Annotated in this window: 16 protein-coding genes and 2 pseudogenes; 15 read left to right on the top strand and 3 right to left on the bottom strand. The window is 65.7% G+C overall.

Annotated features, from left to right (window positions below):
• The 3 genes and pseudogenes from CKY51_RS22625 to CKY51_RS03795 all read left to right on the top strand — a co-directional run.
• Positions 1-1,908: pseudogene (locus tag CKY51_RS22625) on the top strand (hypothetical protein); the annotation flags it as partial.
• 2 nt (positions 1,909-1,910) lie between these two features.
• Entirely contained in the window at positions 1,911-2,141 is a 231-nt protein-coding gene (locus CKY51_RS03800) for a CdiA C-terminal domain-containing protein (RefSeq protein WP_152248905.1), read from the top strand.
• A 1-nt stretch (position 2,142) separates the two neighbouring features.
• Positions 2,143-2,529 (top strand): hypothetical protein, encoded by a 387-nt coding sequence (locus tag CKY51_RS03795; RefSeq protein WP_133264755.1) that lies wholly within the window; start codon positions 2,143-2,145, stop codon positions 2,527-2,529.
• 111 nt (positions 2,530-2,640) lie between these two features.
• Here the strand turns inward: CKY51_RS03795 and CKY51_RS03790 are convergent.
• Positions 2,641-3,138 (bottom strand): annotated as a pseudogene (locus tag CKY51_RS03790) (transposase); the annotation flags it as partial.
• Between the two features lie 407 nt (positions 3,139-3,545).
• Here CKY51_RS03790 and CKY51_RS03785 point away from each other — a divergent pair.
• From CKY51_RS03785 to CKY51_RS03765, 5 genes are all read left to right on the top strand, one after another.
• The gene (locus CKY51_RS03785; RefSeq protein ID WP_022972763.1) at positions 3,546-6,662 is read left to right on the top strand and encodes an alpha-1,4-glucan--maltose-1-phosphate maltosyltransferase; all 3,117 of its coding nucleotides are present in this window, start codon (positions 3,546-3,548) and stop codon (positions 6,660-6,662) included.
• Positions 6,659-10,009, top strand: a complete 3,351-nt coding sequence (gene treS, locus CKY51_RS03780) for a maltose alpha-D-glucosyltransferase (protein WP_152248904.1) — start codon at positions 6,659-6,661, stop codon at positions 10,007-10,009. Before CKY51_RS03785 ends, treS begins: the two co-directional genes overlap by 4 nt.
• A gap of 20 nt (positions 10,010-10,029) precedes the next feature.
• Complete coding sequence (gene glgB, locus CKY51_RS03775; protein WP_031339986.1) at positions 10,030-12,204, top strand: 1,4-alpha-glucan branching protein GlgB; 2,175 nt, start codon at positions 10,030-10,032, stop codon at positions 12,202-12,204.
• Between the two features lie 170 nt (positions 12,205-12,374).
• Positions 12,375-12,839, top strand: a complete 465-nt coding sequence (locus tag CKY51_RS03770; RefSeq protein WP_022972766.1) for a metallophosphoesterase family protein — start codon at positions 12,375-12,377, stop codon at positions 12,837-12,839.
• A 186-nt stretch (positions 12,840-13,025) separates the two neighbouring features.
• Positions 13,026-14,174: an aldo/keto reductase gene (locus tag CKY51_RS03765; protein ID WP_022972767.1), complete on the top strand. Its 1,149-nt coding sequence runs from the start codon at positions 13,026-13,028 to the stop codon at positions 14,172-14,174.
• Positions 14,175-14,241: 67 nt separating this feature from the next.
• Here CKY51_RS03765 and CKY51_RS03760 read toward each other — a convergent pair whose 3' ends face one another.
• Together CKY51_RS03760 and CKY51_RS03755 are read right to left on the bottom strand one after the other, a co-directional pair.
• Complete coding sequence (locus tag CKY51_RS03760) at positions 14,242-15,852, bottom strand: carboxylesterase/lipase family protein (RefSeq protein ID WP_031339987.1); 1,611 nt, start codon at positions 15,850-15,852, stop codon at positions 14,242-14,244.
• A complete protein-coding gene (locus CKY51_RS03755; RefSeq protein WP_244952508.1) occupies positions 15,849-16,916 on the bottom strand; it encodes an alpha/beta hydrolase in 1,068 nt (355 codons plus the stop codon). The genes CKY51_RS03760 and CKY51_RS03755 overlap by 4 nt, the downstream gene beginning before the upstream one ends.
• Before the next feature lie 136 nt (positions 16,917-17,052).
• Between CKY51_RS03755 and CKY51_RS03750 the strand changes: the two genes are divergently transcribed.
• The 7 genes from CKY51_RS03750 (at position 17,053) to CKY51_RS03720 (ending at position 24,461) form a co-directional block, all read left to right on the top strand.
• Positions 17,053-17,874 carry a 2-keto-4-pentenoate hydratase gene (locus CKY51_RS03750; RefSeq protein ID WP_022972769.1) on the top strand — a complete coding sequence of 274 codons (822 nt, stop codon included), beginning with the start codon at positions 17,053-17,055 and terminating at the stop codon, positions 17,872-17,874.
• A gap of 37 nt (positions 17,875-17,911) precedes the next feature.
• Positions 17,912-18,913, top strand: a complete 1,002-nt coding sequence (locus CKY51_RS03745) for a TRAP transporter substrate-binding protein (protein WP_022972770.1) — start codon at positions 17,912-17,914, stop codon at positions 18,911-18,913.
• A 10-nt stretch (positions 18,914-18,923) separates the two neighbouring features.
• A complete protein-coding gene (locus tag CKY51_RS03740) occupies positions 18,924-19,445 on the top strand; it encodes a TRAP transporter small permease (protein WP_022972771.1) in 522 nt (173 codons plus the stop codon).
• A complete protein-coding gene (locus tag CKY51_RS03735) occupies positions 19,445-20,728 on the top strand; it encodes a TRAP transporter large permease (protein ID WP_022972772.1) in 1,284 nt (427 codons plus the stop codon). Before CKY51_RS03740 ends, CKY51_RS03735 begins: the two co-directional genes overlap by 1 nt.
• A 196-nt stretch (positions 20,729-20,924) precedes the next feature.
• Complete coding sequence (locus tag CKY51_RS03730) at positions 20,925-22,508, top strand: family 43 glycosylhydrolase (protein ID WP_031339989.1); 1,584 nt, start codon at positions 20,925-20,927, stop codon at positions 22,506-22,508.
• Between the two features lie 132 nt (positions 22,509-22,640).
• The gene (locus tag CKY51_RS03725; RefSeq protein WP_031339990.1) at positions 22,641-23,699 is read left to right on the top strand and encodes a LacI family DNA-binding transcriptional regulator; all 1,059 of its coding nucleotides are present in this window, start codon (positions 22,641-22,643) and stop codon (positions 23,697-23,699) included.
• Between the two features lie 375 nt (positions 23,700-24,074).
• Positions 24,075-24,461, top strand: coding sequence for a glyoxalase superfamily protein (locus tag CKY51_RS03720; protein WP_022972775.1), 387 nt, complete (start codon positions 24,075-24,077; stop codon positions 24,459-24,461).
• Positions 24,462-24,689: the final 228 nt, after the last annotated feature.

Raw genomic sequence — 24,689 nt, 5'->3', positions numbered from 1 at the left:
CACTTTGCCAGCGTCAAGGAACAGAGTGGCATCCAGGCCGGCGATGGGGGTTTTGATATCCGCGTGGGCGGCAATACCGACCTGAAGGGAGCGGTGATCGCCAGTACCCAGGCGGCGGTGGACGCTGGCGCCAACCGCCTGCAGACCGGCACGCTGACGGTGAGCGACATCACCAATACCAACAACTACAAAGCCACCGGCATCAGCCTCTCGGGCGGTTATGCCGCCGGCGGCAGCGATGGCAAGGACGGAGCCAAGACCGAAACCCAGACGCCACCAACCACCAACAATGGCAGCAACTGGTCCTGGCAGAACCAGGGCAGCGGCGTGCAAGGCGCAAGTGCGGGGTTTTCCAGCAAGAGCGGCAGTAGCACCTCGACCACGGCCAGCGGCATCAGCGGCGGCACGGTGGTGATTACCGACCAGGCCGGCCAGCAGGCCAAGACCGGCCAAAGCGTCAGCGACGTGCTGGCGGCATTGAACCGCGACGTCCACACCGGCGACAGCGCCAACGGCCTGGTGAAGGGCTGGGATGGGCAAAAGCTGCAACAGCAGGTCAGCGCCGGTGCCGAGATCACCGCGACGTTTGGGCAGCAGGCGAGCAAGTTCGTGGGTGATTACGCCACCACCAAGGCCAATCAATTGCGCCTGCAAGGCAACGAGGAAGAAGCGGCCAAATGGGATGAAGGCGGCGAATATCGCGTGGCTGCGCACACGGCGGTGGGCCTATTGGGGGGAGGCGTGCAAGGCGCTCTGGGGTCGGCGACTGCCGCCACCGCAGCACCGATGCTCAACGAGCTGACCAAGAACCTACCCGATGGCGTACGGGAAGCAGTGGGAGCAGGCCTTGCAGCGGGACTGGGTGCCGTCACTGGCGGCGGAGCAGGTGCGGCGACGGCGTTTAATGCCGACACCAATAACCGGCAGTTGCATCCATCCGAGGTGAAGTTCTTAAAGAGTGATGAAGTCGTCGAAAAATATATCGACTACATGGCGGAGAATGGCCTCGTTCTCACTGAAGAAGAAGCGCGCCTTCGGCTAAATCGATTTGCCGCTTCAAAAGAAGACGAGAACTGGGCCGCGTTGAATGGCACAGATACGCTAACAAATGCCTTCCTCATCAATGAGTCGGAAGGGCGCTATTACACTGATTCGATGGGTGATCGTCATTCATTCTTTCAGAGCACTGATAAGGAAAGGAAGGATCCTACCGTCAATCTCAATGCACTTTACGGTGCTAGATTCGATGCATCGATAAAGAACTATATTGAGGACATTCGTAGCCCTGACCATGCGCCAACGCAAAGAAACAGGGAACTTCAATTCTTAGGAACTAACCGCGGTTACGAAGCCGCCGACAAGGAGGCTAGCGTATCGGGCGACCTTATGTCTATCGGCAAAGGAATGCTTCTGGGAATAGGATCAATTGCCTTCAGTGGATACAGCGACCAAATTGGACCTTTTGATGAGCTAGCCCTTAAAAATAACTACCAACTTCTGCTAAAAGATCAGGGGCGCTGGGCAGAAGCTGGCTATGTCGAGGGAATGGATTGGGCAACGACACAGCGCCTAATGTGGTCAGGCATCGCCGTTGGAGAAGCGGGAGGCCTGGTTGGAAGCCAAATCACAAATATCATTCGTAATTCGATAAAAAATGCAAGCGTAGAGAGTGGAGCTTTCGCGACGAGACTGTCAGCAGCTTCCGCTGATGCAGATAGTGAGGCTGGAGTTGGTCGAGCGAGAGGCGGGACATTGCTTGGCGAACCTGAGGCTCCACCAGCTAATGCGCCGGCAGACCAGGTGCGTTCAATTGATCGCCAGAATGAGGCAGCGAGAAAGCTTGCTGAGGCAGGTTATGATGTTGAACAACTTCCAAACGATAAAAAAATCAGGCGAACCCGGATTTAAGATTGAATGGTGAACTGGCTGATGTTTATTCCCCAAAGACAAGTAGTGCAATTTCTGCAATAAAGACGATTACAGAAAAAGTGAAGAAGCAAGCAGATGTGATCGTCGTAAATCTCGCCGACTCCCCTTTGACAATCGATCAGTTAGATGTGGCTTTAAAATCAAATCCGGTAGGGGGGCTAAAAAAAATTTACATCATGAAAGATCACCAATTTAAGATAACTGAGTTCTGACATGACAATCACGATGATCCTTGAGATGGAATGCAGTTTTGCGCCGGAAGATATAAAGTCAATATTAGATGAGATGGAGGAAATTTATCATTCTGAGGACCAAATGATATTTGGAAATTTTAAAAAATCCAACTCTCGTTTCATTTTTAGCGAAAATGAAAAGCCAGAGCCTATAGTTACTGAAGGGGTGAACTTTGGGTGGTTAGTGGGAATTACCGGAAGTTTTCATTGTAGGGCAAGTTCGCTGGATGAAGGTCGCCAAGATATAGAAAATTTCATGAGATTGGTTGATGGAAGAAAGATAGGTAATTTTATACTTTCGTTTCAGTATGAAGAGATATATGTCATTAGAAATGAAGGGCCAATGAAGATATTAAAATATTGGTAAGTTGATTCTGTCAAACCAAGGGGGCCGACTCAAGTTCCAAGTGCAGCACTTTTACACTGGGGTCTGTCAAACCAACTGGATCTGTCAAACGAACTGTGTAAACCGTATGTGTCACAGCGCCTGCAGCGGCACGCGCTCTTCGCCGAACATCACCTGGAAGCTCTGCAGTGCCGGCTTCCAATGATGGATCGATTTTCAGTTCTTCGACGCTTCGCTGATCGCCAGAAACAGCGGCTTCAGTGCCGACTCATCGTTCGGGGAAATCCGCCGATTGCGCGTGTATTTGCGCATGACCATGTTCAGCGATTCACTCGCGTTAGTCGTGTAGATCACCCTGCGGATCTTCGGCAAGAACTCGAAGAACGGAAGGATGGTGTTCCAGTTTCCGCGCCACAGCCGCACCACCGCTTTGTACTTCTCGCCCCAGTCCGCTTCAAAGGCGTCCAGTTCTCGCGCCGCTTCTTCGGCCATGGCCGAGGTATACAGGCGGCGCAGACGTGGGACTAACGCTTTGCTGTCCTTGGCTGACACGTAGCGTAGGCTGGCTCGCACCAGGCGCATGATGCACAACTGCGTCAGCGTTTTGGGGAACACCGCGTTGACCGCTTCGAATTTGAAAGGCCAGAAGCAATGAGGCCGTCTGAAATCTCTCGCTAGGACGACTGACCTGCCGCCGCCCGAGCGGCCACTGGCCGACGCGTTGGCCACCGGTTGCATCCGTCGCCCCAAGTCCCCGGCCGCTACCTCGCCAATGCGGCCGGCACGGCACGTACCAGTTGCGCTTGTTTGATTTTCGTCAATTCGGCCGACACGCGGTATTCGCAAGCGCGATGGTTGACTGTTGGTCTATGACCGTTGCGGAGTCGCGCATGAGTGCAGTCACGATGGACAGGACCGGCCAGCCGCCGGCCTGGGCAGGAGTGGGCCGAGGCGGGCAGGGGCGTACGGGCGCGGCTGTCAGGGCCTGTACGCAAGCCGACGCGGACGCGTCGCACTCCGGCGGCTGAGGACGCATCATGCGGATTTGTAGAGTCGACGAGGTGGGTGCGCCGGGGCACGGCGGCTTGGAGCAGCGCTGTGTGGCGGCGTGCGAGGCCGGCTGCGATTACGTGTTGCTGGCCGCGCCCTTCGAGCGGGATGGCGAAGGGCGATTGATCGAGCCGGTCACCGCGCCCGGGGATGCGCAGGCGGAACGTCTGCGCGTGTGCGTGGAGGCGGCGCGACGTGCTGGCGTTCGCTTGTTGCTGGATCTGCGCTTGGATGAGATCGGTGGTAGCAGCGATGTGGTACGCGAGAACCCGCAGTGGTTCCGTGCGCGCACGTCGGCGCTGCCCGATCCGCGCCAAGCGCGTGCCACGCCGGACGTGGCGGAGGCGCGCTTTGCCTATGCGCAGGAAGGCGCGGCGCTGGTCGAATGGTGGAGTACGCGCCTGCTGGCGTGGGCGCAGCTCGGCGTCGGCGGTTTTCGCTTCCTGCAGCCGCAGCGGATCCCGGCGGCACGTTGGCGCGAGTTGATCGGCCGCGTGCACGCGCAGGCACCGGAGTTGGTGTTGGCGGCCTGGACACCCGGCCTGGGTGGGGAGGCCTTGCAGCAGCTGGCCGGTGCCGGCTTCGATGCGGCGTTTTCGTCACTGGCCTGGTGGGACGGACGCGGCAGTTGGTTCTTCGACGAGGACGCGGCGCTACGTGCATTGGCCGACCAGGTGGTGGCCGTGATGGGTGCAGCGGACGGCAACGATGGGCGCGCCGCGCTGCAGTGGCCGCTGGCGCTTGCGCTTGGTGGCGCCTGGTTGCTGGAGGAGGCGCAGCTGTCGCAGCTCCCCGCCTCGGCAAAAGCGGTCAGCGGCTTGCCACCGCGCAACGCGGGCATGCGCCTGCGGCCGCTGCTGCAGGAAGCCACTGGGTTGAGTGCACTGGCGATCGAGCCCCTGGGGGGGCTGCCCTCGCTGCTGCTGCTCAATGGCGATTCCCATCACGTGGTGCCGGTACCGGCACCGGAGTTGTTGCGCTTGCTGGGCGATGCGGAAGCCTTGGTCGCCGAGGACGGACGCACGCTGTCAGGCGCGAGTCTGGATGTGCTGGACCCAGGCGAGGTGCGCGTCTACCGCAGCGTGCCGGCACGGCATGTGCTGACGGTGCCGCGGATGCGGCCGCGGGCACAGACGGCGGCCGCCTGGCCAAGGGTGTGCATCGAGGCGGTGACGCCATCGGTGGACAACGGCCGCTTCCCGGTCAAGCGCAGCGTCGGCGAGCGGGTGTGCGTGGAGGCCGACGCGTTCTGCGATGGCCATGACCGCATCGCGGTGGCGGTGCTGTGGCGCCCGGCCGATGCCAAGGCCTGGTCCAGTGCGCCGATGCGTGCGCTGGGCAATGATCGCTGGCGAGCCGAGTTCCCGCTCGATCGCATCGGGACATTCGAATTCCGGGTGGAGGCCTGGCGCGATGTGTTCGCCACCCTGCACGCCGATCTGGAGAAGAAGCGGGCCGCCGGCAGCGTGTTGCCGGTCGATGTGCAGGAGGCGGTGGCGGTGGTGCGCGCGGCCAGTGCGCGCAGCGAGGGTGCCTTGGCCACCGAGCTGCAGGCGATCGTAGCGCGCCTGGAGGCGCAGGCCGATCCGTTGGCCCAGCTGGCGATCGTGCTCGAGCCGGAGACCGCGCAGCGAATGGCGCAGGCCGACGACAAGCCCTTCCGCGCCGAAACCGCGGTGACCTATCGGGTCGAGGCCGAGCGGCGCGCGGCGCATTTCGCCAGTTGGTACGAGCTGTTCCCGCGCTCGCAAAGTGGCGATGGCCAGCGCCATGGCACCTTCGACGATGTGATCGGCAAGCTGGCGCATATCCGCGCCATGCAGTTCGACGTGTTGTACATGCCGCCGATCCATCCGATCGGCTTGAAGAACCGCAAGGGCCGCAACAATGCGGTCAGTGCAGTGGCCGGCGAGCCCGGCAGTCCGTATGCGATCGGTGCCGCCGATGGTGGCCATACGGAGGTGCATGCCGAGCTCGGCGGGCTGGACGGCTTTCGTCGGCTGATCCAGGCCGCCCGCGCGCATGGTTTGGAAGTGGCGCTGGACTTCGCGATCCAGTGCGCGCCCGACCATCCGTGGTTGCGCGATCACAAGGACTGGTTCACCTGGCGCGCCGATGGGTCGATTCCGTATGCGGAAAACCCGCCGAAGAAGTACCAGGACATCGTCAATGTCGACTTCTATGCCAGCGGTGCGGTTCCCGACCTGTGGAATACCTTGCGCGACGCGGTGCTGTTCTGGGTCAACGAAGGCGTGACGCTGTTCCGGGTCGACAACCCGCATACCAAGCCGTTCCCGTTCTGGGAATGGCTGATCGCCGATGTCCGTGGCCGGCGCCCGGATGTGGTGTTCCTGTCGGAAGCCTTTACGCGGCCGAAGATGATGTACCGCCTGGCCAAATGCGGCTTCTCGCAGTCCTACACCTATTTCACCTGGCGCAACCACAAGCACGAGTTGCAGGAGTACCTGGAAGAACTCAACCAGGGCACCCCGCGCGAATGCTTCCGCCCGCACTTCTTCGTCAACACCCCGGATATCAATCCGCTGTTCCTGCAGACCAGCGGCCGCAACGGGCACCTGATCCGCGCCGCCTTGGCGACCACCTTGTCCGGCCTGTGGGGCATGTACCAGGGCTTCGAGCTGTGCGAGGCCACGCCGCTGCCAGGCAAGGAGGAATACCTGGATTCGGAGAAATACCAGTTGCGCGCATGGCCGGAGCGCGCACCGGGCGACATCGTCGATGAGATCACCCGCCTCAACCAGCTGCGCCGGCTGCATCCGGAACTGCAGTCGCATCTGGGCACGCGCTTCTACCAGGCCCACAACGACCAGGTACTGTACTTCGGCAAGTTCCTGGACGACGCGCACTTGGCGCGCAGCCGCAGCATGCTGCTGGTGGCGATCAATCTGGATCCGCACGCGGCGCAGGGCGCCGATGTGGAAATCCCGCTGTGGGAGTTGGGTCTGCCCGACCACGCGACGGTGACGGTGGACGATCTATGGGATGGCCATCGCTTCCACTGGCACGGCAAGCATCAACACCTCCACCTCGAGGCCAGCCGGCCATTCGCCTTGTGGCGCCTCCGCGCAGGAGATCACGCATGAATGCTGTTCCCTCGTTGCAGGCCGATGCCGAGCAGTCTGCGGTGGTGCCGGATCAGCGCTGGTACAAGGACGCGATCATCTACCAGGTCCACGTCAAGTCGTTCTTCGACTCCAACGACGATGGCATCGGCGATTTCCCGGGACTGATCTCCAAGCTGGACTACATTGCCGAGCTGGGTGTCGATACCATCTGGTTGCTGCCGTTCTATCCCAGCCCGCGCCGCGACGATGGCTACGACATCGCCGAGTACATGGCGGTGCACCCGGACTACGGCAGCATCGCCGACTTCGAGCGCCTGGTCGAACAGGCGCATGCGCGCGGCATCCGCATCGTCACCGAGCTGGTGATCAACCACACCTCCGACCAGCATCCCTGGTTCCAGCGCGCGCGCGAAGCGCCCGCTGGTTCGCCCGAACGCGCCTTCTATGTGTGGTCCGATACCGACCAGGAATACGCCGGCACCCGCATCATCTTCTGCGACACCGAAAAGTCCAACTGGACCTGGGATCCGGTGGCCGGGCAATACTTCTGGCATCGCTTCTATTCGCACCAGCCGGATCTGAACTTCGACAACCCGGCGGTGCTGGAGGCGGTGCTGGAGGTGATGCGCTTCTGGCTGGATCGCGGCGTCGATGGCCTGCGGCTGGATGCGGTGCCCTATCTGGTCGAACGCCCGGGCACGTCCAACGAGAACCTGCCGGAAACCCACGCCATCCTGCGCAAGATCCGCGCGACCCTGGATGCCGAATACCCCGACCGCATGCTGTTGGCCGAGGCCAATATGTGGCCGGAAGACACCCAGCAATACTTCGGCGCCAACGCCGACGAATGCCATATGGCGTTCCACTTCCCGCTGATGCCGCGCATGTACATGGCGATCGCGCGCGAAGACCGCTTCCCGATCACCGACATCATGCGGCAGACGCCGGAGATCCCCGATTCCTGCCAATGGGCGATCTTCCTGCGCAACCACGACGAACTGACGCTGGAGATGGTCACCGATTCCGAGCGCGACTATCTATGGCAGACCTACGCCGCCGATCGTCGGGCGCGCATCAACCTCGGCATCCGTCGCCGGTTGGCGCCGTTGCTGGAGCGCGACCGCCGCCGCATCGAGTTGATGACCTCGCTGCTGCTGACCATGCCGGGCACGCCAGTGCTGTATTACGGCGACGAGATCGGCATGGGCGACAACATCCACCTGGGCGACCGCGACGGTGTGCGCACGCCGATGCAGTGGTCGATCGATCGCAATGGCGGCTTCTCGCGCGCTGATCCGGCCGCACTGGTGTTGCCGCCGGTGATGGACCCGCTGTACGGCTTCCAGGCCGTCAACGTGGAAGCGCAGGTGCGCGACCAGCACTCGCTGCTGACCTGGACCCGCCGCGTGCTGAGCGTGCGCAAGCGTTACCAGGCCTTCGGTCGCGGCACGTTGCGGTTCCTGTATCCCGGCAACCGCCGCATGCTGGCCTATCTGCGTTGCTACAACGATGAGACCGTGCTGTGCGTGGCCAACCTGTCGCATACCTTGCAGGCGGTGGAGTTGGACCTGTCCGAGTTCGAAGGCCGGGTGCCGGTGGACATCATCGGCGGCGGCAGCTTTCCGCCGATCGGCCGCTTGACCTACTTGCTGACCGTGCCGCCGTTCGGCTTCTATGCCTTCCAATTGGTCAGCGAAGGCACGCTGCCCGATTGGCATGTGCCCAGTCCGGTACCGTTGCCGGATTACCGGACCCTGGTGCTGCGCGGAGATAGCGACGAAACCCACGCGTTGGCGCCGCACCTGCCCACCCTGGAGAGCGAGGTCCTGCCGGCCTGGCTGGCCGCGCGGCGTTGGTTCTCGGCCAAGGACCAGATCCTGCAACAGGTGCGCATCGCCCGCCGCACGCCGTTGCCGGGCGACGAGCCGATGAGCCTGCTGGAGGTCGAGGTGACCCTGCAGGACGGCCATCTCGAGTGCTACATGTTGCCGATCGGTATCGTCTGGGAGCGCGAGCAACCGAGCACGCTGGCCGAGCAGCTGGCGCTGGCGCGGGTGCGGCGTGGTCGCGAGGTCGGCTACCTGACCGATGCCTTCGCGCTCAAACCCATGGTGCGCGGAGTGATCGCCGCGTTGCGCGAGAACGCGACCCTGGACTTCGACGATGGTGCCGATGCCAGCCAGCGCGGCCAGGTGCGCTTCGAAGCGACCGCGGCGCTGGCCGGGGTCGAGATCCCCGACGATCCGGACGTGCGCTGGCTGTCGGCCGAACAGAGCAACAGCTCGCTGGTGGTCGCCGACAAGGCGGTGTTCAAGCTGCTGCGGCATGTGGCCACCGGCGCCAATCCGGAGATCGAGATCGGCCGCCGGCTCACGGCGATGGGCTATGCCAACGCCGCGCCGCTGCTCGGCAGCATCAGCCGGATCGACGCGCAGGGCACGGTCACCACCATCGCCTTGCTGCAGGGCTTCATCCGCAATCAGGGCGATGCCTGGCGCTGGACGTTGGACCATCTGGCGCGCAGTTTCGACGAATACACCACGGCGCAGACCGATGACGCCCGGCAGGAAGCGATCGCCGGCTACGATGCCTTCGCTGCGGTGGTGGGCAAGCGCCTGGCCGAACTGCACGAAGCGCTGTCGCGGCACACCGACGACGCCGACTTCGCGCCGCAGCGCATCGATCTGCCGGCCGCCAACGACGTGGTCGCAGGCGTCGCGCGCCAGGTCGAGGACATGTGGGCGACCGTGCATGCTCGCCTGGCCGCGGCCGAGGACCCGGCCGAACGCGAGGCGCTGGAGGCGGTACTGGCCGAGCGTCCGCAGCTGGATGCCTTGCTGGCACAGGCTCCGCGCGTGCTGGCCGATTCGCTGCTGACCCGCGTGCATGGCGATTTCCACCTGGGCCAGATCCTGGTGGCGTTCGACGACGTGGTGTTGATCGACTTCGAAGGCGAGCCGGCCAAGCCGCTGGCCGAGCGCCGCGCCAAGGCCAGCCCGTTGCGCGACGTCGCCGGCTTCCTGCGCTCGCTCGATTACGCCAGCGAGGTCTCGGCGCGAGGGGAGGAGGGCACAGCGGCCCGTGCGGGCGTCGGCGTGGACGCCCACCTGGACGATTTCCTGGCGCAATTCCGTCGCCGCTCCACACAAGCCTTCCTGGACGCTTACCATGCCGTCCTCGACGCCAGCGCGCATCCCTGGATCGCGCCGGCGGCATTCAACGCCGCCACCTTGCTGTTCCTGGTGGAAAAGGCCTGTTACGAGGTGCGCTACGAAGCGGCCAATCGTCCGGGCTGGCTGATGGTGCCGATCCACGGCCTGCGACGCATCCTGCAACGCGCACGTGCGGGCGCAGGAGACACATGATGACTGGAGCAATGACCGCAGTGAGCAATCGATGGGACCCCGGCGTGACCCGCGCCTTGACCGAGGCACGTCATGGCGACCCGTTCGCCGTGCTCGGCGCGCATCCAGCCGACGACGGCCGCATCGTGCGGACCTACCAGCCCGGTGCCGATCACGTCAGTGCGGTCCTGGAGGACGGGCAGGCGATCGCCCTGGAGGCCGGCCCGGCGCCCGGACTGTTTGCCGGCACACTGCCGGCCCAGGGGCGCTACCGGTTGCGCATCGGCTGGCCCGGCGGCACGCAGGAGACGGCCGACCCTTACGCGTTCGGCGCGTTGCTGAGCGATTTCGACCTGCACCTGATCAGCGAAGGGCACCACCTGCACCTGGCCGACGCGCTGGGCGCCAACGTGATGGAGATCGACGGCGTGCGCGGCACCCGCTTTGCGGTGTGGGCGCCCAACGCCTCGCGGGTGGCGGTGGTCGGCGACTTCAATAGCTGGGACGCGCGCCGGCATCCGATGCGGCTGCGCCATCAGGCCGGGGTGTGGGAATTGTTCGTACCCGATGTCGGACCCGGAACGCACTACAAGTACGCCATCCGCGGCCCGCATGGCCATGAGTTGCCGGCCAAGGCCGATCCGGTGGCGCGCCGTGCCGAGCTGGCGCCGGGCACCGCCTCGATCGTGGCCGACCCCACGCCATTCCGCTGGAGCGACGACGGCTGGATGGCCACGCGCGCGCGCCGGCAGGGCCACGACGCACCGATGAGCATCTACGAGCTGCATGCCGGCTCCTGGCTGCACGAACACGGCGCACCGTTGGACTGGGATCGGCTGGCCGAACGACTGATTCCCTACGTAGCCGACATGGGCTTTACCCATATCGAATTGCTGCCGGTCAGCGAGCACCCGTTCGGCGGTTCCTGGGGCTACCAGCCGCTGGGACTGTTTGCGCCGACCGCGCGCTTCGGCACCCCGGAAGGATTCGCGCGCTTCGTCGATCGTTGCCATCGCGAGGGCCTGGGCGTGATCGTCGACTGGGTGCCGGCGCACTTCCCGACCGATGCGCACGGGCTGGCGCATTTCGATGGCACCGCGCTGTACGAGCACGCCGACCCGCGCGAAGGCTTCCATCGCGATTGGAACACCTTGATCTACAACCACGGTCGGCGCGAGGTGTCCGGCTTCCTGATCGCCAGCGCGCTGGAATTCCTGCAGCGCTATCACATCGACGGCCTGCGCGTGGATGCGGTGGCGTCGATGCTGTACCGCGACTACAGCCGCAACGCCGGCGAGTGGATCCCCAACATCCACGGCGGCCGCGAAAACTACGAGACCATCGCCTTCCTGCGCCGGCTCAACAGCATGGTGCGCGAGCATGCGCCTGGCGCGGTCACCATCGCCGAGGAATCCACCGCCTGGCCGGGCGTGACCGCCGACGTGGCGCATGGTGGCCTGGGCTTCCACTACAAGTGGAACATGGGCTGGATGCACGACACCTTGCACTACATCGGGCGCGATCCGATCTATCGCCGCTATCACCATGGCGAGCTGACCTTCAGCATGGTCTATGCGTATTCGGAGCGCTTCGTGCTGCCGATCTCTCACGACGAGGTCGTGCATGGCAAGGGCTCGCTGCTGGGGCGCATGCCGGGGGATGAGTGGCAGCGCTTCGCCAACCTGCGGGCCTATCTCGGCTTCATGTTCACCCACCCGGGCCGCAAGTTGCTGTTCATGGGCTGCGAGCTGGGCCAGCCGGACGAATGGAGTCACGATGTGGGCTTGCCCTGGCACTTGCTCGATGCGCCGCGCCATCGCGGCGTGCAGACGCTGGTGCGCGATCTCAATCGCCTGTACGTGCAGTCCCCGGCCTTGCACGTCAACGACGACACCCCGGAAGGGTTCGCGTGGCTGGTCGGCGACGATGCCGGCAACAGCGTGGTGGCCTTCCTGCGCAAGGGCAAGCGCGGCGATGCGCCGGTGCTGGTGGTGATCAATTTCACCCCGACGGTGCAGCACGGCTATCGCATCGGCGTCCCGCAGGGCGGCGTCTGGCGCGAAGTGTTCAACAGCGACGCCGGCATCTACGGCGGCAGCAATCTCGGCAATGGTGGGGCGGTCGCGGCCGACGCGCAGTCCATGCATGGCCATCCGGCCTCGCTGCCGCTGCTGTTGCCGCCGCTGGCTGCCATCGTGTTGACGCCACAAGGGTGACCCGCCTAGCCGTGGCGGGTGGTTTGCCCGCCACGGTGGTCACGCTCGCATGCCGGCGCGCTCGCTGTTGGTCGCCCGGCGCTGCGGTGATCGTCGCCGCCGCGTGTGGACCGTTCCCTCCCGCCAGACCGTTGCGGTCTGCCCGACCATTGCGACTTGCAGGTGCTGGAATGCCACGACGCCAACGCATCGGAGTGCTGTCGGACACCCATGGCCTGCTGCGGCCGGAGGCAGTGGCCGCGCTGTCCGGCTGCGCACAGATCCTGCATGCCGGCGATGTGGGCAAGCCGCAGGTGCTGACCGCTCTGCAGGCGGTGGCGCCGGTACAGGCGATCGCCGGCAACGTGGATGTGCAGCCATGGGCGGCGGATCTACCGCACACCCTGGACCTGATCATCGCCGGTGTGCGGATCCACGTGTTGCATGACCTGAAGACCTTGGCGCGCGATGTAGTGGCCGATGTCATCGTCAGCGGGCATTCGCATCGGCCCGGCGTGGAGACGCGTGACGGCGTGCTGTACGTCAACCCCGGCAGCGCCGGTCCACGCCGCTTTCGTCTGCCGATCAGTCTCGCCATCCTCTGCCTGGGCGACGGACTGCCGCGCGCGCAACTGCAACGGCTGCAACCCGGCTGAGCTGCCGGCACCTGGCGCCAGATGTGCTGCCTCGATGCAAGCGTGCACGGGCGACGACAATCACCGAGGCGACCTGCGCGCCTCATCTGCGTGTGAGTGAGCGAGCGCGGCAGGCAACGACGACGACCTGGCGTGGACGCAGTGGCGCGCATGCTGATGCATCGCACTGCGATTCGGGAGCTCCGTATGAACACGCGTCGTCATTTTCTTTCCGCCGCCGCTGCCGGCACCGCTGCCCTGGCGACTGCACCGTTGATGGCGCAGGCGCCCGCCGCCGGCAGCGTGATGCCCACCCGCGGCAAGGCCAGCTCCGCTGCACTGCCGCGCAACACGCCTGCACCAGGCAGCCGCTTTCGACCCGATGGACGACTGGGATTCGGTGGCGTGGCGGTCGGCAATGGCTTTGCGCCGGCCACCGATGCCCAGAGCGAGCAAGCGCTGGCCGCCGCCTGGGCCTCGGGCGTGCGCTATTTCGATACGTCGCCGTGGTACGGGCTCGGCCTGTCCGAGCGCCGCATCGGCCATCATCTGCACACCCATCCGGCCAGCGATTACGTGCTGTCCACCAAGGTCGGGCGCCTGCTCACCGCCACCGCCACGCCGCCGAAAACGATGTGGCAGCAGCCGTCGCCCTTCGCCTATCGCTACGACTACAGTGCCGCCGGAGTGCGGCGTTCGATCGAAGACAGCCTGCAGCGGCTGGGGGTGTCGCAGATCGACATCGTCTATATCCACGACCTGTCTCCGGAAAACGAAAAAGACCTGGGCATGCCGTGGGAGCAACGCTTTGCCGAAGCGGCCAAAGGCGCGATGCCGGAGCTGACCAAGATGCGCAAGGAAGGGCTGATCAAGGCCTGGGGGTTTGGCGTCAATCGCCCCGAACCGGCCTTGCGCGCGCTCGAGGAGGCCGACCCGGACATCTTCCTGTTGGCCTGTCAGTACTCGCTGCTGGAGCATGCGCAGGCCTTGCACGACACCTTCCCCAAGATCGCTCGCCACGGGGCATCGGTGGTGGTGGGCGCGCCATTGCTGGCCGGCTATCTGGCCGGACGCGAGCGCTATCTCTACGACGGCACCGTGCCCGAGTGGGCGCCGGCCAAGCGACAGACGGCATTGGCCGTCTGCGAACGCCATGGCGTGGATCTGCGCACGGTGTCATTGCAATTCGCCGCTGCGCCGGCAGTGGTGTCGGCGGTGATTCCCGGCGCGCGCACGGCCGAGCAGGCACAGGCCAATGCGGCGTCGATGCGGGTGGCGATCCCGCCGCAGTTGTGGGAGGACCTCAAACGCGAGGGCGTGATCGCCGCGGATGCGCCGGTCCCGACCGCCGCATGAGCCAGGCGGCCGATACGCAGGCTCGGCGCATGCAGCGCAGCCGCCGAGCCTGCGATCCGCGTGGCCGTCAGAACGTACCGCGTTGCAGGAAGGGCACCTGTTGGTACAGCCGTCGCTCGCCACCGCGCGGGTCGTCTGCCAAGCGGCTGTGCGTATCGAACAGCAGCGTCTGCCGCCGTGGCAGCGTGTACGGCGTCCACGATGGAATGCCGCGGTGGTTCGGGTCGCCGTGGCGGGCGAAGGCGATCAGCGCATCGCGCATCTGCGCGGCCATCTGGCGTGCGTCCGCACCGCCGCCGGTGCGCGCACCGGGCTGGTCGATGGTGTCGAACACCAATGGGATATCGAGCGTGTGGAAGGCACCGAACTTACCGCCGTCCAGCGGTGAGCCCCAATCCAGTTGGTAGGCCCAGGTCGGCGCGCCCTGGCGCGCACGCGCTTCGGCTTCTTCGACCGCGCCGCGCCATGAGCGGCCGGCGGTGGTCGCGGCGAAGAACACGTCCGAAGGCGAGTAGTGCGGATACAGTCGGCGATACTCGGCGATCACCTGCTGCGGCAGCAGGTCGACGTATTGCTCGGCTTCCAGCTTGGCCGGCAAGGTGTCCCAGCTCAGCTGGAAGTTGGCCGGATCGTTGCCGAGGAAGGCGCGCGTTTCGTCATGGGTATTGCCGATCACCATCGGAATGTGCGCCGATTGCTGTGGCGCAGTCGGCCAGAATGGATGCACCGGCAGGTTGCGCCCATCCAGCACCGGCCCCAGATACAGCGCACTGCGCTCGATCCGCGACGGATCGCGGACCTGTGCGGCGGCCAGCAGTTGCTCCGCCGGCAACGCACGCAGGCGCGCCAGTTGCCCGGGGCCGATCTCGAGTGCGTCCAGCAGCAACTGTGCGCGTTGGGTGGCCGCACGCGGCCCAGCCGCGGTGACCTGTTGTCCGCTCATGGTCCAGGCGCGATGGAACAGGCCGCGCGCGGCCGGCATCGCCATCAGCGTGGCGATCTTGGCGCCGCCGCCGGATTGACCGAAGACGGTGACATTGCCGGCATCGCCGCCGAATTCGGCCGCGTGCATGCGTACCCACCGCAAGGCTTGGACCAGATCCAGCTGCCCGACGTTGCCCGAGTCGGCCACGCTGGCATCGCCCCATTGCGCCAAGTAGAGATAGCCGAAGACGTTGAGGCGATGATTGACGGTGACCACCACCACATCGCCGTGCTGGCAGAGCCGCACGCCGTCGTAGAGCGGGTCGCTGCCCGAGCCGTTGTTGTAGCCGCCCCCGTGGATGTAGACCAGGATCGGCCGCTTGCCGCCGTCGCGCAGGCCTGGCGTCCAGACGTTGAGAAACAGGCAGTCTTCGCTGGTGGCTTCGGAGGCCTTGGCTTGCGGTGCCGCGGCGCCGACGTCGAGCGCATCGCGGATGCCGTCCCAGCGCGCTTCCGGCAACGCCGCCTGGAAGCGCCGCGGCGCGGTATCGGCGCCGTATGGCAGGCCTTTGAACACGCAGATGCCTTGCTCGCGCAGGCCGCGCACCTTGCCGCTGCGCAGGCGTGCCACCGGCGCGGTGGTGTCGCGGGCCGGTGGCAGCGCAGCCCTGGCCAGCGCCGGCAGCAGGCTGGCGCCGGCGCCCAGCAATCCGGCCTGCAGCACTGCGCGCCGTCGGTGATCGGTCGGATTCATGGCCGTGCCTGCGTGGCGGCGCCCGCCGTGCCCGCCGTGCTCGCCGTGACGTGGGCGATCCACGCCTGCGCCAACTGCGGCCAGGCCGCCAGGGTCAGCCCGGCGATCCGGCTGGTGCCGAAACCATGGCCGCCCTGCGGGAACACGTGCAGCTCGCTGGGCACGCCGGCCTGCAGCAAGGCGTCGTAGAACAGCAGACTGTTGCGCACCGGCACCACGGTGTCGTCCTGGGCATGCAGCAGGAAGGCGGGCGGGGTGCGCGCATCCACCTGCCGCTGCGGCGAGTACAGGCGCTGTTGCGCGGCGCTGGGGGCGTCGCCAAGCAGGCGCTGACGCGAACCGGGGTGGGCATTGGCCGGGTCCATGTCGATCACCGGGTAGATCAGCAGCTGGAAGTCCGGCCGGGCACTCAGCGTGTCGGCCGCATCCACCGCCGGGTAGACTGCGGCGGCGTAGCGGGTGGCCAGGCTGGCGGCGACATGCCCCCCGGCGGAGAACCCCATCACCCCCACGCGGCCGGCATCGATGCCGTAGCGGGCGGCGTTGCTGCGAATCAACCGCAGTGCCCGTTGCGCATCGGCCAGCGGAACGTCTGCCGCGTGCGGATGGCCCTCGCCCGGCAGGCGATAGCGCAGCACGAACAAGGTGATGCCGGCCTGCCCGGCGAAGCTCGGCGCCAGTGCCGCGCCCTCGTTGTCCAGCACGATGCGCTGGTAGCCGCCGCCGGGGATGACCAGCAGCGCGGTCCCATTGGGACGGGGCGGACGATAGACCACCAGGTAGGGCCGACTGATCGACTGGATATAGCGGTCCGGCTTGGTCGGGTCACTGCTGCGTTCGACGATGCGCTGCGGCTGCGGCAGCGCGCTGTCTCCCGGTGCCATCCCGTCGCCCGGCCACAGCGCGATCCGGCTGGCCTGCTCGGGGGCGGTGTCGGCGCTGGGCAGTTCGGTCGCGCCTGTGGCGAGCCCGGGCAGGAACAGGACCAGCAGCAGCCAGGTCCAGTGCCGCTGTACACGGTTGGCCGGCATCGCTGGCGCGCCGGCCTCTGCATTCGTCTGCATCGCCCCTCCCAGGGTCGTCGTTGGACTGGCGGCTTTGCCGCAGTGCACATTGCCAATGACACCGGTTTACCATATACAGCACACCGTGCCACTGTCGATTGGCAGTGCAACAAAGACCTCTATCAGGGAGACGCCCTTGAGCAACGACGCCGCCACTCCGCCCGCGCCTCCGTCCGCGTTGTCCGCCATCGCCCGGCAGTTCGTGGAGGCACGTCGCGCGGGCGCCTCGCTGCCCGACTTTCCCGGTGAGATCCCGGCCGATCTGGTCACCGCTTACCAGGTACAGGACATCGCGATCAGCCAGTGGGACGATCAGGTCGTAGGCTGGAAAGTGGGCTACATCGCCGCCGAGCGGCGCGACCACTCCGGCGACGAGCGCCTGCTTGGGCCGATCTTCGCCCGCAAGCTTTGGAATGCCACCGGTGGTACAACCCAATTCCCGATCTATGTCGGCGGCTTTGGCGCGGTGGAGGCGGAGTTCGTCTTGCGCCTGGATGCCGATGCCCCGGCCGATCGCGAGAGCTTCACCGCCGAGCAGGCGCTGCAGGTGCCGGCGACCCTGTTCATCGGCGTGGAGATCGCCAGCAGCCCGTTGGCCACGATCAACCAGCTCGGGCCACGCGTGGTGATCTCCGACTTCGGCAATAACAACGGCTTGATCCTGGGGCCGGAAATTCCGCAGTGGCAGACCCGCGACGAGGCGGAGCTGACGGTGGAAACCCGGATCGACGGGCAGTTGGTCGGCACCGGTGGCGCCACCACCCTGCCGGGCGGGCTGCGTGCGGCCTACGCATTTGCGCTCAGTCGTTCGGCTCGGCGCGGGCGCCCATTGAAGCGCGGTGATCTCATCGCGACCGGCAATGCCACCGGTATCCACGATATCGCGGTGGGGCAGCAGGCGTTGATCCGCTTCGACGGCATCGGCGACATTTCCTGTACTGCCGTGTCCGCCGGGTGATTCCGGCGCCATGGTGAGCAGACGCTTGGGAGGGCGCATGATCACACGTAGACAGTTCCTCGGCGCCGGTGTCGGTGCCGCCGCCGTGGGCGCCTTGCCGGGCGCCCAGGCGACCACGCCATTGTCCGGCGGCGGCCAGTTGCTGACCGCCACCGACGTGCACGTCAGCGACTATCCCACCGTGGAGGCGGTGCGCTGGTTCGGTAAGCAACTCGAGCAGCGCAGCAATGGCCGCCTGAAGGTGCGCCAATACCATTCCGGCCAGCTCGGTCGCGAGTCGGAGGCGATCGACATGGCGCGCTTTGGCGCCATCGATATCACCCGCGTGTACTCGGGCGCGTTGAACAACACGTTCCCGCTGACCCAGGCCTTGTGCCTGCCGTATGTGTTCGACTCGGTGCCGCATCTGCGCCGCGCCATCGACGGCCACGTCGGCGACAGCATCCTGCGCAGCTTCGAGCAGCGCGATCTGGTCGGCCTGGCCATCTACGACTCGGGCGCGCGCTGCTTCTACAACACCAAGCATCCGCTGCATCACCCCAAGGACCTGCATGGCCTGAAGCTGCGCGTGGCGTCGTCGGACATCTTTCTCAAATTGATGCGCATGCTCGGCGCCAATCCGACGCCGATGTCGCTGGGCGAGACGTTCTCGGCGATGGAAACGCACATGATCGACGGTGCCGAGAACAATATGCGCAGCTTCCAGTCCAGCCGGCATTTCGAGGCCGCGCACTACTGGTCGGAAAGCGAGCATTCCTATGCGCCGGACGTGCTGGTGATGTCGATGCGCAGCTTCCAATCGCTGCGCCCGGACGACCGCGCGCTGGTGGTGGAGTTGGCCAAGCAATCGGTGCCGGTGATGCGGACCTTGTGGGACGCCTCCGAAGCCAGCGCGCGGCAACAAGTGATCGCGCATGGCGTCAAGGTCAATGCGGTCGATATGCCGGCCTTCCGCGCCGCCGCTGCGCCGCTGCTGACCGAGTACCGCAAGCAGCCGGAACTCGAAGCGCTGTACCGCCGCATCCGCGATTTCGCCTAAAGGTGACCCGATGACCGAACCCGAGACCGTCGCCGTCCCGGTCGCGCCCGTGCAGCGCGCGCTGGACCGCGTTTCCGACCTCGCCATTGGCGGGGCTGCGCTGGCCTTGCTTGGCCTGGTGGTCGTGCAAGGCTGGCAGGTATTCACCCGCTACGTGCTCAACGACTCGCCCAGCTGGACCGAGCCGGTCACCTTGCTGCTGCTGAGCACTGCGCTCAGCTTGGGCGCGGCCGCTGGCGTGCACACCAGCCGTCACTTCGGCTTCTATCTGTTGGGCGAGCACGTGCCGCTGGCCGTACGCCGGATCTTCGAAGTGATCCGTCCGCTGGCCATCATCGCCATCGGCATCGTGCTGGCGTGGTGGAGTGCGGTGCTGCTGCTGGATGGACTGGACATCAAGATGGCCGGTGCGCAGATGCCGCAGAGCATCAACTACCTGCCGCTGTCGATCAGCGGTGCGCTGATGGTGGTGTTTGCCGTGTACAAGCTGTGGCGTGTGCTGCGCCCGATCCACGCCGAAGGAGCGCGCTGATGGGCATCGCGATGTTGTTGGGCACCTTCGTGGTGCTGCTGTTGATCGGTGTGCCGGTGGCCTACGCACTGGCCGCGGCCGCCTTGGCCACCTTGCTGTATCTGGACCTGCCGACGGTCGTGCTGGTGCAGCAGATTTCCGCCGGCAGCGGCTCGGCCTCGCTGATCGCCATTCCATTGTTCATCTTTGCCGGTGAGTTGATGCTGCGCGGCGGCATCTCCGAGCGGCTGATCGGCCTGGCGTCGTCGCTGGTGGGCCGTGTGCGTGGCGGTTTGGGCCAGGTCAGCGTGCTGTCCTCGCTGTTCTTCGGTGGTGTCTCCGGCTCGGCGATCGCCGACGTGTCGGCGGTGGGGGGCACGATGATCCCGCAGATGATCAAGCGCGGCTACGACCGCGACTATGCGGTCAACGTGAGCATGACCGCCGCGCTGGTGGCCTTGCTGGTGCCGCCGTCGCATAACCTGATCCTGTTCTCGGCGGCCGCCGGCGGTGGTTTGTCGATCGCCGACCTGTTTGCCGCCGGCATCGTGCCGGCGCTGCTGATGACCGTGGCGATGATGATCACCGGCTATGCGGTAGCGCGTCATCGCGGCTATGGCACCGAAGCCTTCCCAGGTTGGCGGGCGGTGGCATTGCGGCTGCTCGGCGCGCTGCCCGGGCTGGGGCTGGTGGGACTGATCTTCGTCGGCATTCGCGCCGGCATCTTCACCGCGGTGGAGAGCGCGGCCATCGCCGTGGTCTACGCGTTGATCGTCACCGCCTTGCTGTATCGGCAACTGCGCTGGGCGGAGTTCTTCGCCGCGGTGACGCATGCCGCACGCACCACCGGCGTGATCCTGTTCGTGATCGCCACCGCGGCGGTATTCGGTTGGTTGCTGGCCTATCTGCAGGTGCCGGCGGCAGCGGTGAAGTTCCTGCAGGCGATCGCCGACAGCCAGCGCACGGTGTTGCTGATGATCGTGGTGATGCTGCTGCTGCTGGGCATGTTCATGGACCTGGCGCCGAAGATCCTGATCTGCACGCCGATCTTCCTGCCGGTGGTCAAGGCCTACGGTATCGATCCGATTCACTTCGGCCTGGTGATGGTGCTGGCCGGCGGCATCGGCTTGATCACTCCGCCGATCGGCTCGGTCTTGTTCATCGGCACGTCGATTGGGCAGATCACCATTGCCCAGAGCATGCGCACGATCTGGCCATTCTGGCTGGCGGCGCTGTGCGTGCTGTTGATCGTGGCGTTCTTCCCCGAGTTGTCGCTGTGGTTGCCGCACGCGTTGCGTGCATGAGTCATTGACCTGCCGACGGCTGTTCGGCCGCAGTGGCCGCCGCGTCGCTGCGGCCACACCGCCCGGTAGGCGGATGCATGTCGTGCCGAGACGCTAGCCAGCATGCTCGGCGGGACGTGTCGCTCCATCCGTTCCAACGACGGCACTGCCGCCGGTGGCCGCAACGCTCCGCAGCGCGGGGACCAGGAGAGAGAGCATGCGTGTGCAGATCCGCTCATCACGATGGCGTTGGCGCCTTGCCTGCGCGGTGCTGCTGTGGGCCGGGCTGGCCGGCGCGGCCGACTGGCAGCGCGGCATCGAGCATCAGCGCATTGCCGACCAAGGCAACGGCCGCTTTCTCAACCCGGTGCTGGCCGGCGATCATCCCGATCCATCGGTGCTCAAGGACGGCGAGGATTACTACCTCACGCTGTCCTCGTTCGACGCTTATCCGGGACTGCCGATCTGGCACTCGCGCGATCTGGTCAACTGGCAACCGCTCGGTCATGCCATCCAGCAGAATGTCGGGGCGATCTGGGCACCGGACCTGATCAAGCATGGCCAGCGCTACTACATCTATTTTCCCGCCCGCCGGGGCGAGCAGGGCGAACGCAGCAACTTCGTGGTCTGGGCCGACGACATCAACGGGCCGTGGAGCGCGCCGATCGACATCGGCCTGGGGAAGTACATCGACCCCGGCCATGCGGTCGGCGAGGATGGCAAGCGCTATCTGTTCCTCAGCGGCGGCGACTACGTGCAACTGTCCGACGACGGCCTGAAGGTGGTCGGCACGCCCAAGCATGTCTACGACGGCTGGAAATACCCGCAAAGCTGGGACGTGGAGAGCTATGCCCAGGAGGGGCCCAAGATCACCCGTCACAACGGCTGGTACTACATGACCACCGCCGTCGGCGGCACCGCCGGCCCGCCGACCGGGCACATGGTGATCAGCGCGCGCTCGCGTTCGATCCACGGCCCGTGGCAGAACGCGCCGAACAATCCGATCACGCGGACGCAAAGCGCTGACGAGCCGTGGTGGTCGCGTGGCCACGCCACCCTGGTGGAAGGCACCGACGGCCGCTGGTGGATGCTGTATCACGGTTATGAACACGGCTTCTGGACGCTGGGACGACAGGCCTTGCTGGATCCGATCGCATGGACGCCCGACGGCTGGTTCGTCGCCAAGGGCGGCGACCTGGGCAAGCCGCTGAAAAAACCCAGTGGGCAGGCGCTGCCGCACGGCATGGCGTTGTCGGACGATTTCCGCAGCACCACGCTCGGCCCGCAATGGGCGTTCTTCAATCCGGGCCCCGACGAAGCCAAGCGCGTGCAGGTCGGCGATGGCGTGCTGCGCTTGCAGGGCAAGGGCAGCGCACCGCGCGATGCCTCGCCATTGACGGTGATCGCCACCGACCAGGCCTACCAGTTCGACGTGCAGATGACCGTGGCACCGGGTGGGCAGGGCGGGGCCGTGCTGTTCTACAGCGACAGGCTCTACGCCGGGGTGGGCAGCAATGGCGAGCGCTTCGTCCTGCACCGCTATGGCGAAGAACGGCCGAGCACGCTGGCACCCAGCAGCAGCGGCGGCACGCTGTGGCTGCGGGTCACCAATGACCGCCACATCGTCACCATCCACAGCAGTCCCGACGGCAAGGCGTGGACCAAGTATCCGGTGCAAATGGAAGTGTCCGGCTACCACCACAACGTCGCCGGCAAGTTCCTGGCCCTGAAACCGGCGCTGTATGCCGCCGGTCCGGGCCAGGTGGAGTTCCGTCACTTTCGCTACCGCGCGCTGGACTGAGCGCTCTGCCAAGGCGCAACCAGTGCCGACCGTCTCCTCGCAAGGCTGTACGTGAACCGGTATCGGCAGGCCCTGCCGGGCTTGTCGGCCCGCCGGCCGGTAGAATCCCACCAACTCGACTGGTTGACCGCTATGCCCGCCCGCAAGAACGCCGAAGAGGGAATGTCAGGCCTGCCGAAGGGCAAGGTAGCCACCATCAACGACATCGCCCGGTTGTCCGGAGTGTCCAAGAAAACCGTCTCGCGGATCATCAACAACTCGCCGCTGGTGCGGCAGGACACCCGCGAAAAGGTCGAGGCGCTGATGCGCGAGGTCGGCTACGCGCCCGACCCGTTGGCGCGCGGGCTGGCGTTCCGCCGTTCCTTCCTGATCGGCATGGTCTACGACAATCCCACCGCGCAATACATCGTGGATATGCAGTACGGCGCGCTGGACGCCCTGCGCGGCTCCAGTTTCGAGCTGGTGGTGCATCCTTGCGACAGCCGCAGCCCTGGCTATATCGAGGGCGTGCGCCGCTTCGTGCAGGCGCAGAAGCTGCATGGGGTGATCCTGGTGCCGCGCGCGTCCGAGGACCAGGCCCTGGCCGACATGCTGGCCGAGATCGGCTGCCGCTATACCCGCATCGCCGCCGTCACCCTGGACACCATCTCGCAGACGGTGATCACCCACGACCGCGATGGTGCCGCCGAAGCGGCCGACTATCTGCTGTCGTTGGGCCACCGCGACATCGCCCTGGTGACCGGCCCCAGCGCCTATCGCTCCTCGATCGAGCGCACCGCCGGCTTCGTCGATGCCTTGGCCCGGCGCGGCATCGAACTGCCGCCAGAGCGCATCGTCGAGGCCGGCTATACCTTCGAATCCGGCGTGGCGGCGGCGGAAAAGCTGCTGCTGGGCAAGAAGCGGCCCACCGCCATCTTTACCGGTAACGATGAGATGGCTGCCGGTATCTACAAGGTTGCGCTGCGTGCCGGCATCAGCATCCCGCGTCAGCTCTCGGTGATCGGTTACGACGACAGCTCGCTGGCCTCGCGGCTGTGGCCGCCGCTGACCTCGGTGCGCCGGCATACCCGCGACACCGGGCGCACCGCCGCCGCCATGTTGATCCAGCCTGACAATGCGCCGCAGTTGCCCACCGCCAGCGTGCGCCCGCACCTGATCGTGCGCGATTCCTGCCAGCCGCCGGAAGATTGAGCGCGCTGCGGTTGGCGCTGGCTGCCATCCGTCGAGCTGGTTGCGCAGCGCCTGCGGTGCGTCGAGCCACGGCGTGCGCTGTGCACACGCCGTGGCTTCTTTGGCAAGGCGCGCAATGCGGACTTAGCGCTCCCTAGGGCGCGTTGCAAACTGCAGCGAGCGTTCGCGGCGCGGCGTGTCCTGGCGCCCGCCATGTCAGCGCCACCAGCTCCGTACCGCCCTGCATCGCGGACAGCCCGCGCATCTCCCCCAACGCGCACAACTCGCCTTAGACTGGCAGCCGACCATGCGGACACCGCTCCGCCCATTCCCGGCCCGCCCCGTCTCGGCACCGTCCAGGCGGACCCACGTGGCCTGGCAGCGAGGAGTCACCTGATGTCGTCCCTTGTTTCGGCTGGCCCGACCGTTCGTTTCGGCCGCCTGGCCCCGACCGTGCCCGTGTCCGAGATCGCCCGTGCCATCGCGTTCTACACCGAGCAGCTGGGCTTTCGCTGCGTGTTCCAGAACGGCAGCCCGGTCGGCTTCGTCATCCTGAAGAAGGACGCGGCCGAGCTCCACCTGACCCTGCGTGCCGGTCATCGCGGCAGCACCAGCAATGTCGCCCACTTGTTGGTCGACGATGCGGCTGCGCTGCACGCGCGGCTGCAGGCGCAGGGAGTGCGCATCATCAAGGCGATCCGCGACGCCGATTTCGGACTGCGCTGCTTCGTCTTCGCCGATCCGGACGGCAACCGGATCGATGTGGGGCAGGTGTTGGCGTGATGAGGGGGGAGTTCGGGACTCGGGTCCCAAGCCAAGCCAAGGCTCAAAGCTCAAAGCTCAAAGCTCAAAGCTCAACGCTCAACGCTCAACGCTCAACGCTGAGCCCTGAGCCCTGAGCCCTGAGCCCTGAGCCCTGAGCCCTGAGCCCTGAGCCCTGAGCCCTGGGTCCTGGGTCCTGGGTCCTGGGTCCTGGGTCCTGGGTCCTGGGTCCTGGGTCCTGGGTCCTGG

Origin of the sequence: Xanthomonas maliensis (assembly GCF_009192945.1) — a bacterium.
Taxonomy (GTDB): domain Bacteria; phylum Pseudomonadota; class Gammaproteobacteria; order Xanthomonadales; family Xanthomonadaceae; genus Xanthomonas; species Xanthomonas maliensis.
The sequence above is the reverse complement of the archived record's forward strand: the minus strand, read 5'-3'. Positions and strand labels throughout refer to the sequence as shown.

Excerpts from the sequence above, each read along its gene's own strand:
- CKY51_RS03795 (WP_133264755.1), top strand. The coding sequence starts at position 2,143 with ATGACAATCACGATGATCCTTGAGATGGAATGCAGTTTTGCGCCGGAA.
- CKY51_RS03785 (WP_022972763.1), top strand. The coding sequence starts at position 3,546 with ATGCGGATTTGTAGAGTCGACGAGGTGGGTGCGCCGGGGCACGGCGGC.
- treS (WP_152248904.1), top strand. The coding sequence starts at position 6,659 with ATGAATGCTGTTCCCTCGTTGCAGGCCGATGCCGAGCAGTCTGCGGTG.
- CKY51_RS03770 (WP_022972766.1), top strand. The coding sequence starts at position 12,375 with ATGCCACGACGCCAACGCATCGGAGTGCTGTCGGACACCCATGGCCTG.
- CKY51_RS03765 (WP_022972767.1), top strand. The coding sequence starts at position 13,026 with ATGAACACGCGTCGTCATTTTCTTTCCGCCGCCGCTGCCGGCACCGCT.
- CKY51_RS03760 (WP_031339987.1), bottom strand. The coding sequence starts at position 15,852 with ATGAATCCGACCGATCACCGACGGCGCGCAGTGCTGCAGGCCGGATTG.
- CKY51_RS03755 (WP_244952508.1), bottom strand. The coding sequence starts at position 16,916 with ATGCAGACGAATGCAGAGGCCGGCGCGCCAGCGATGCCGGCCAACCGT.
- CKY51_RS03745 (WP_022972770.1), top strand. The coding sequence starts at position 17,912 with ATGATCACACGTAGACAGTTCCTCGGCGCCGGTGTCGGTGCCGCCGCC.
- CKY51_RS03740 (WP_022972771.1), top strand. The coding sequence starts at position 18,924 with ATGACCGAACCCGAGACCGTCGCCGTCCCGGTCGCGCCCGTGCAGCGC.
- CKY51_RS03735 (WP_022972772.1), top strand. The coding sequence starts at position 19,445 with ATGGGCATCGCGATGTTGTTGGGCACCTTCGTGGTGCTGCTGTTGATC.
- CKY51_RS03730 (WP_031339989.1), top strand. The coding sequence starts at position 20,925 with ATGCGTGTGCAGATCCGCTCATCACGATGGCGTTGGCGCCTTGCCTGC.
- CKY51_RS03725 (WP_031339990.1), top strand. The coding sequence starts at position 22,641 with ATGCCCGCCCGCAAGAACGCCGAAGAGGGAATGTCAGGCCTGCCGAAG.
- CKY51_RS03720 (WP_022972775.1), top strand. The coding sequence starts at position 24,075 with ATGTCGTCCCTTGTTTCGGCTGGCCCGACCGTTCGTTTCGGCCGCCTG.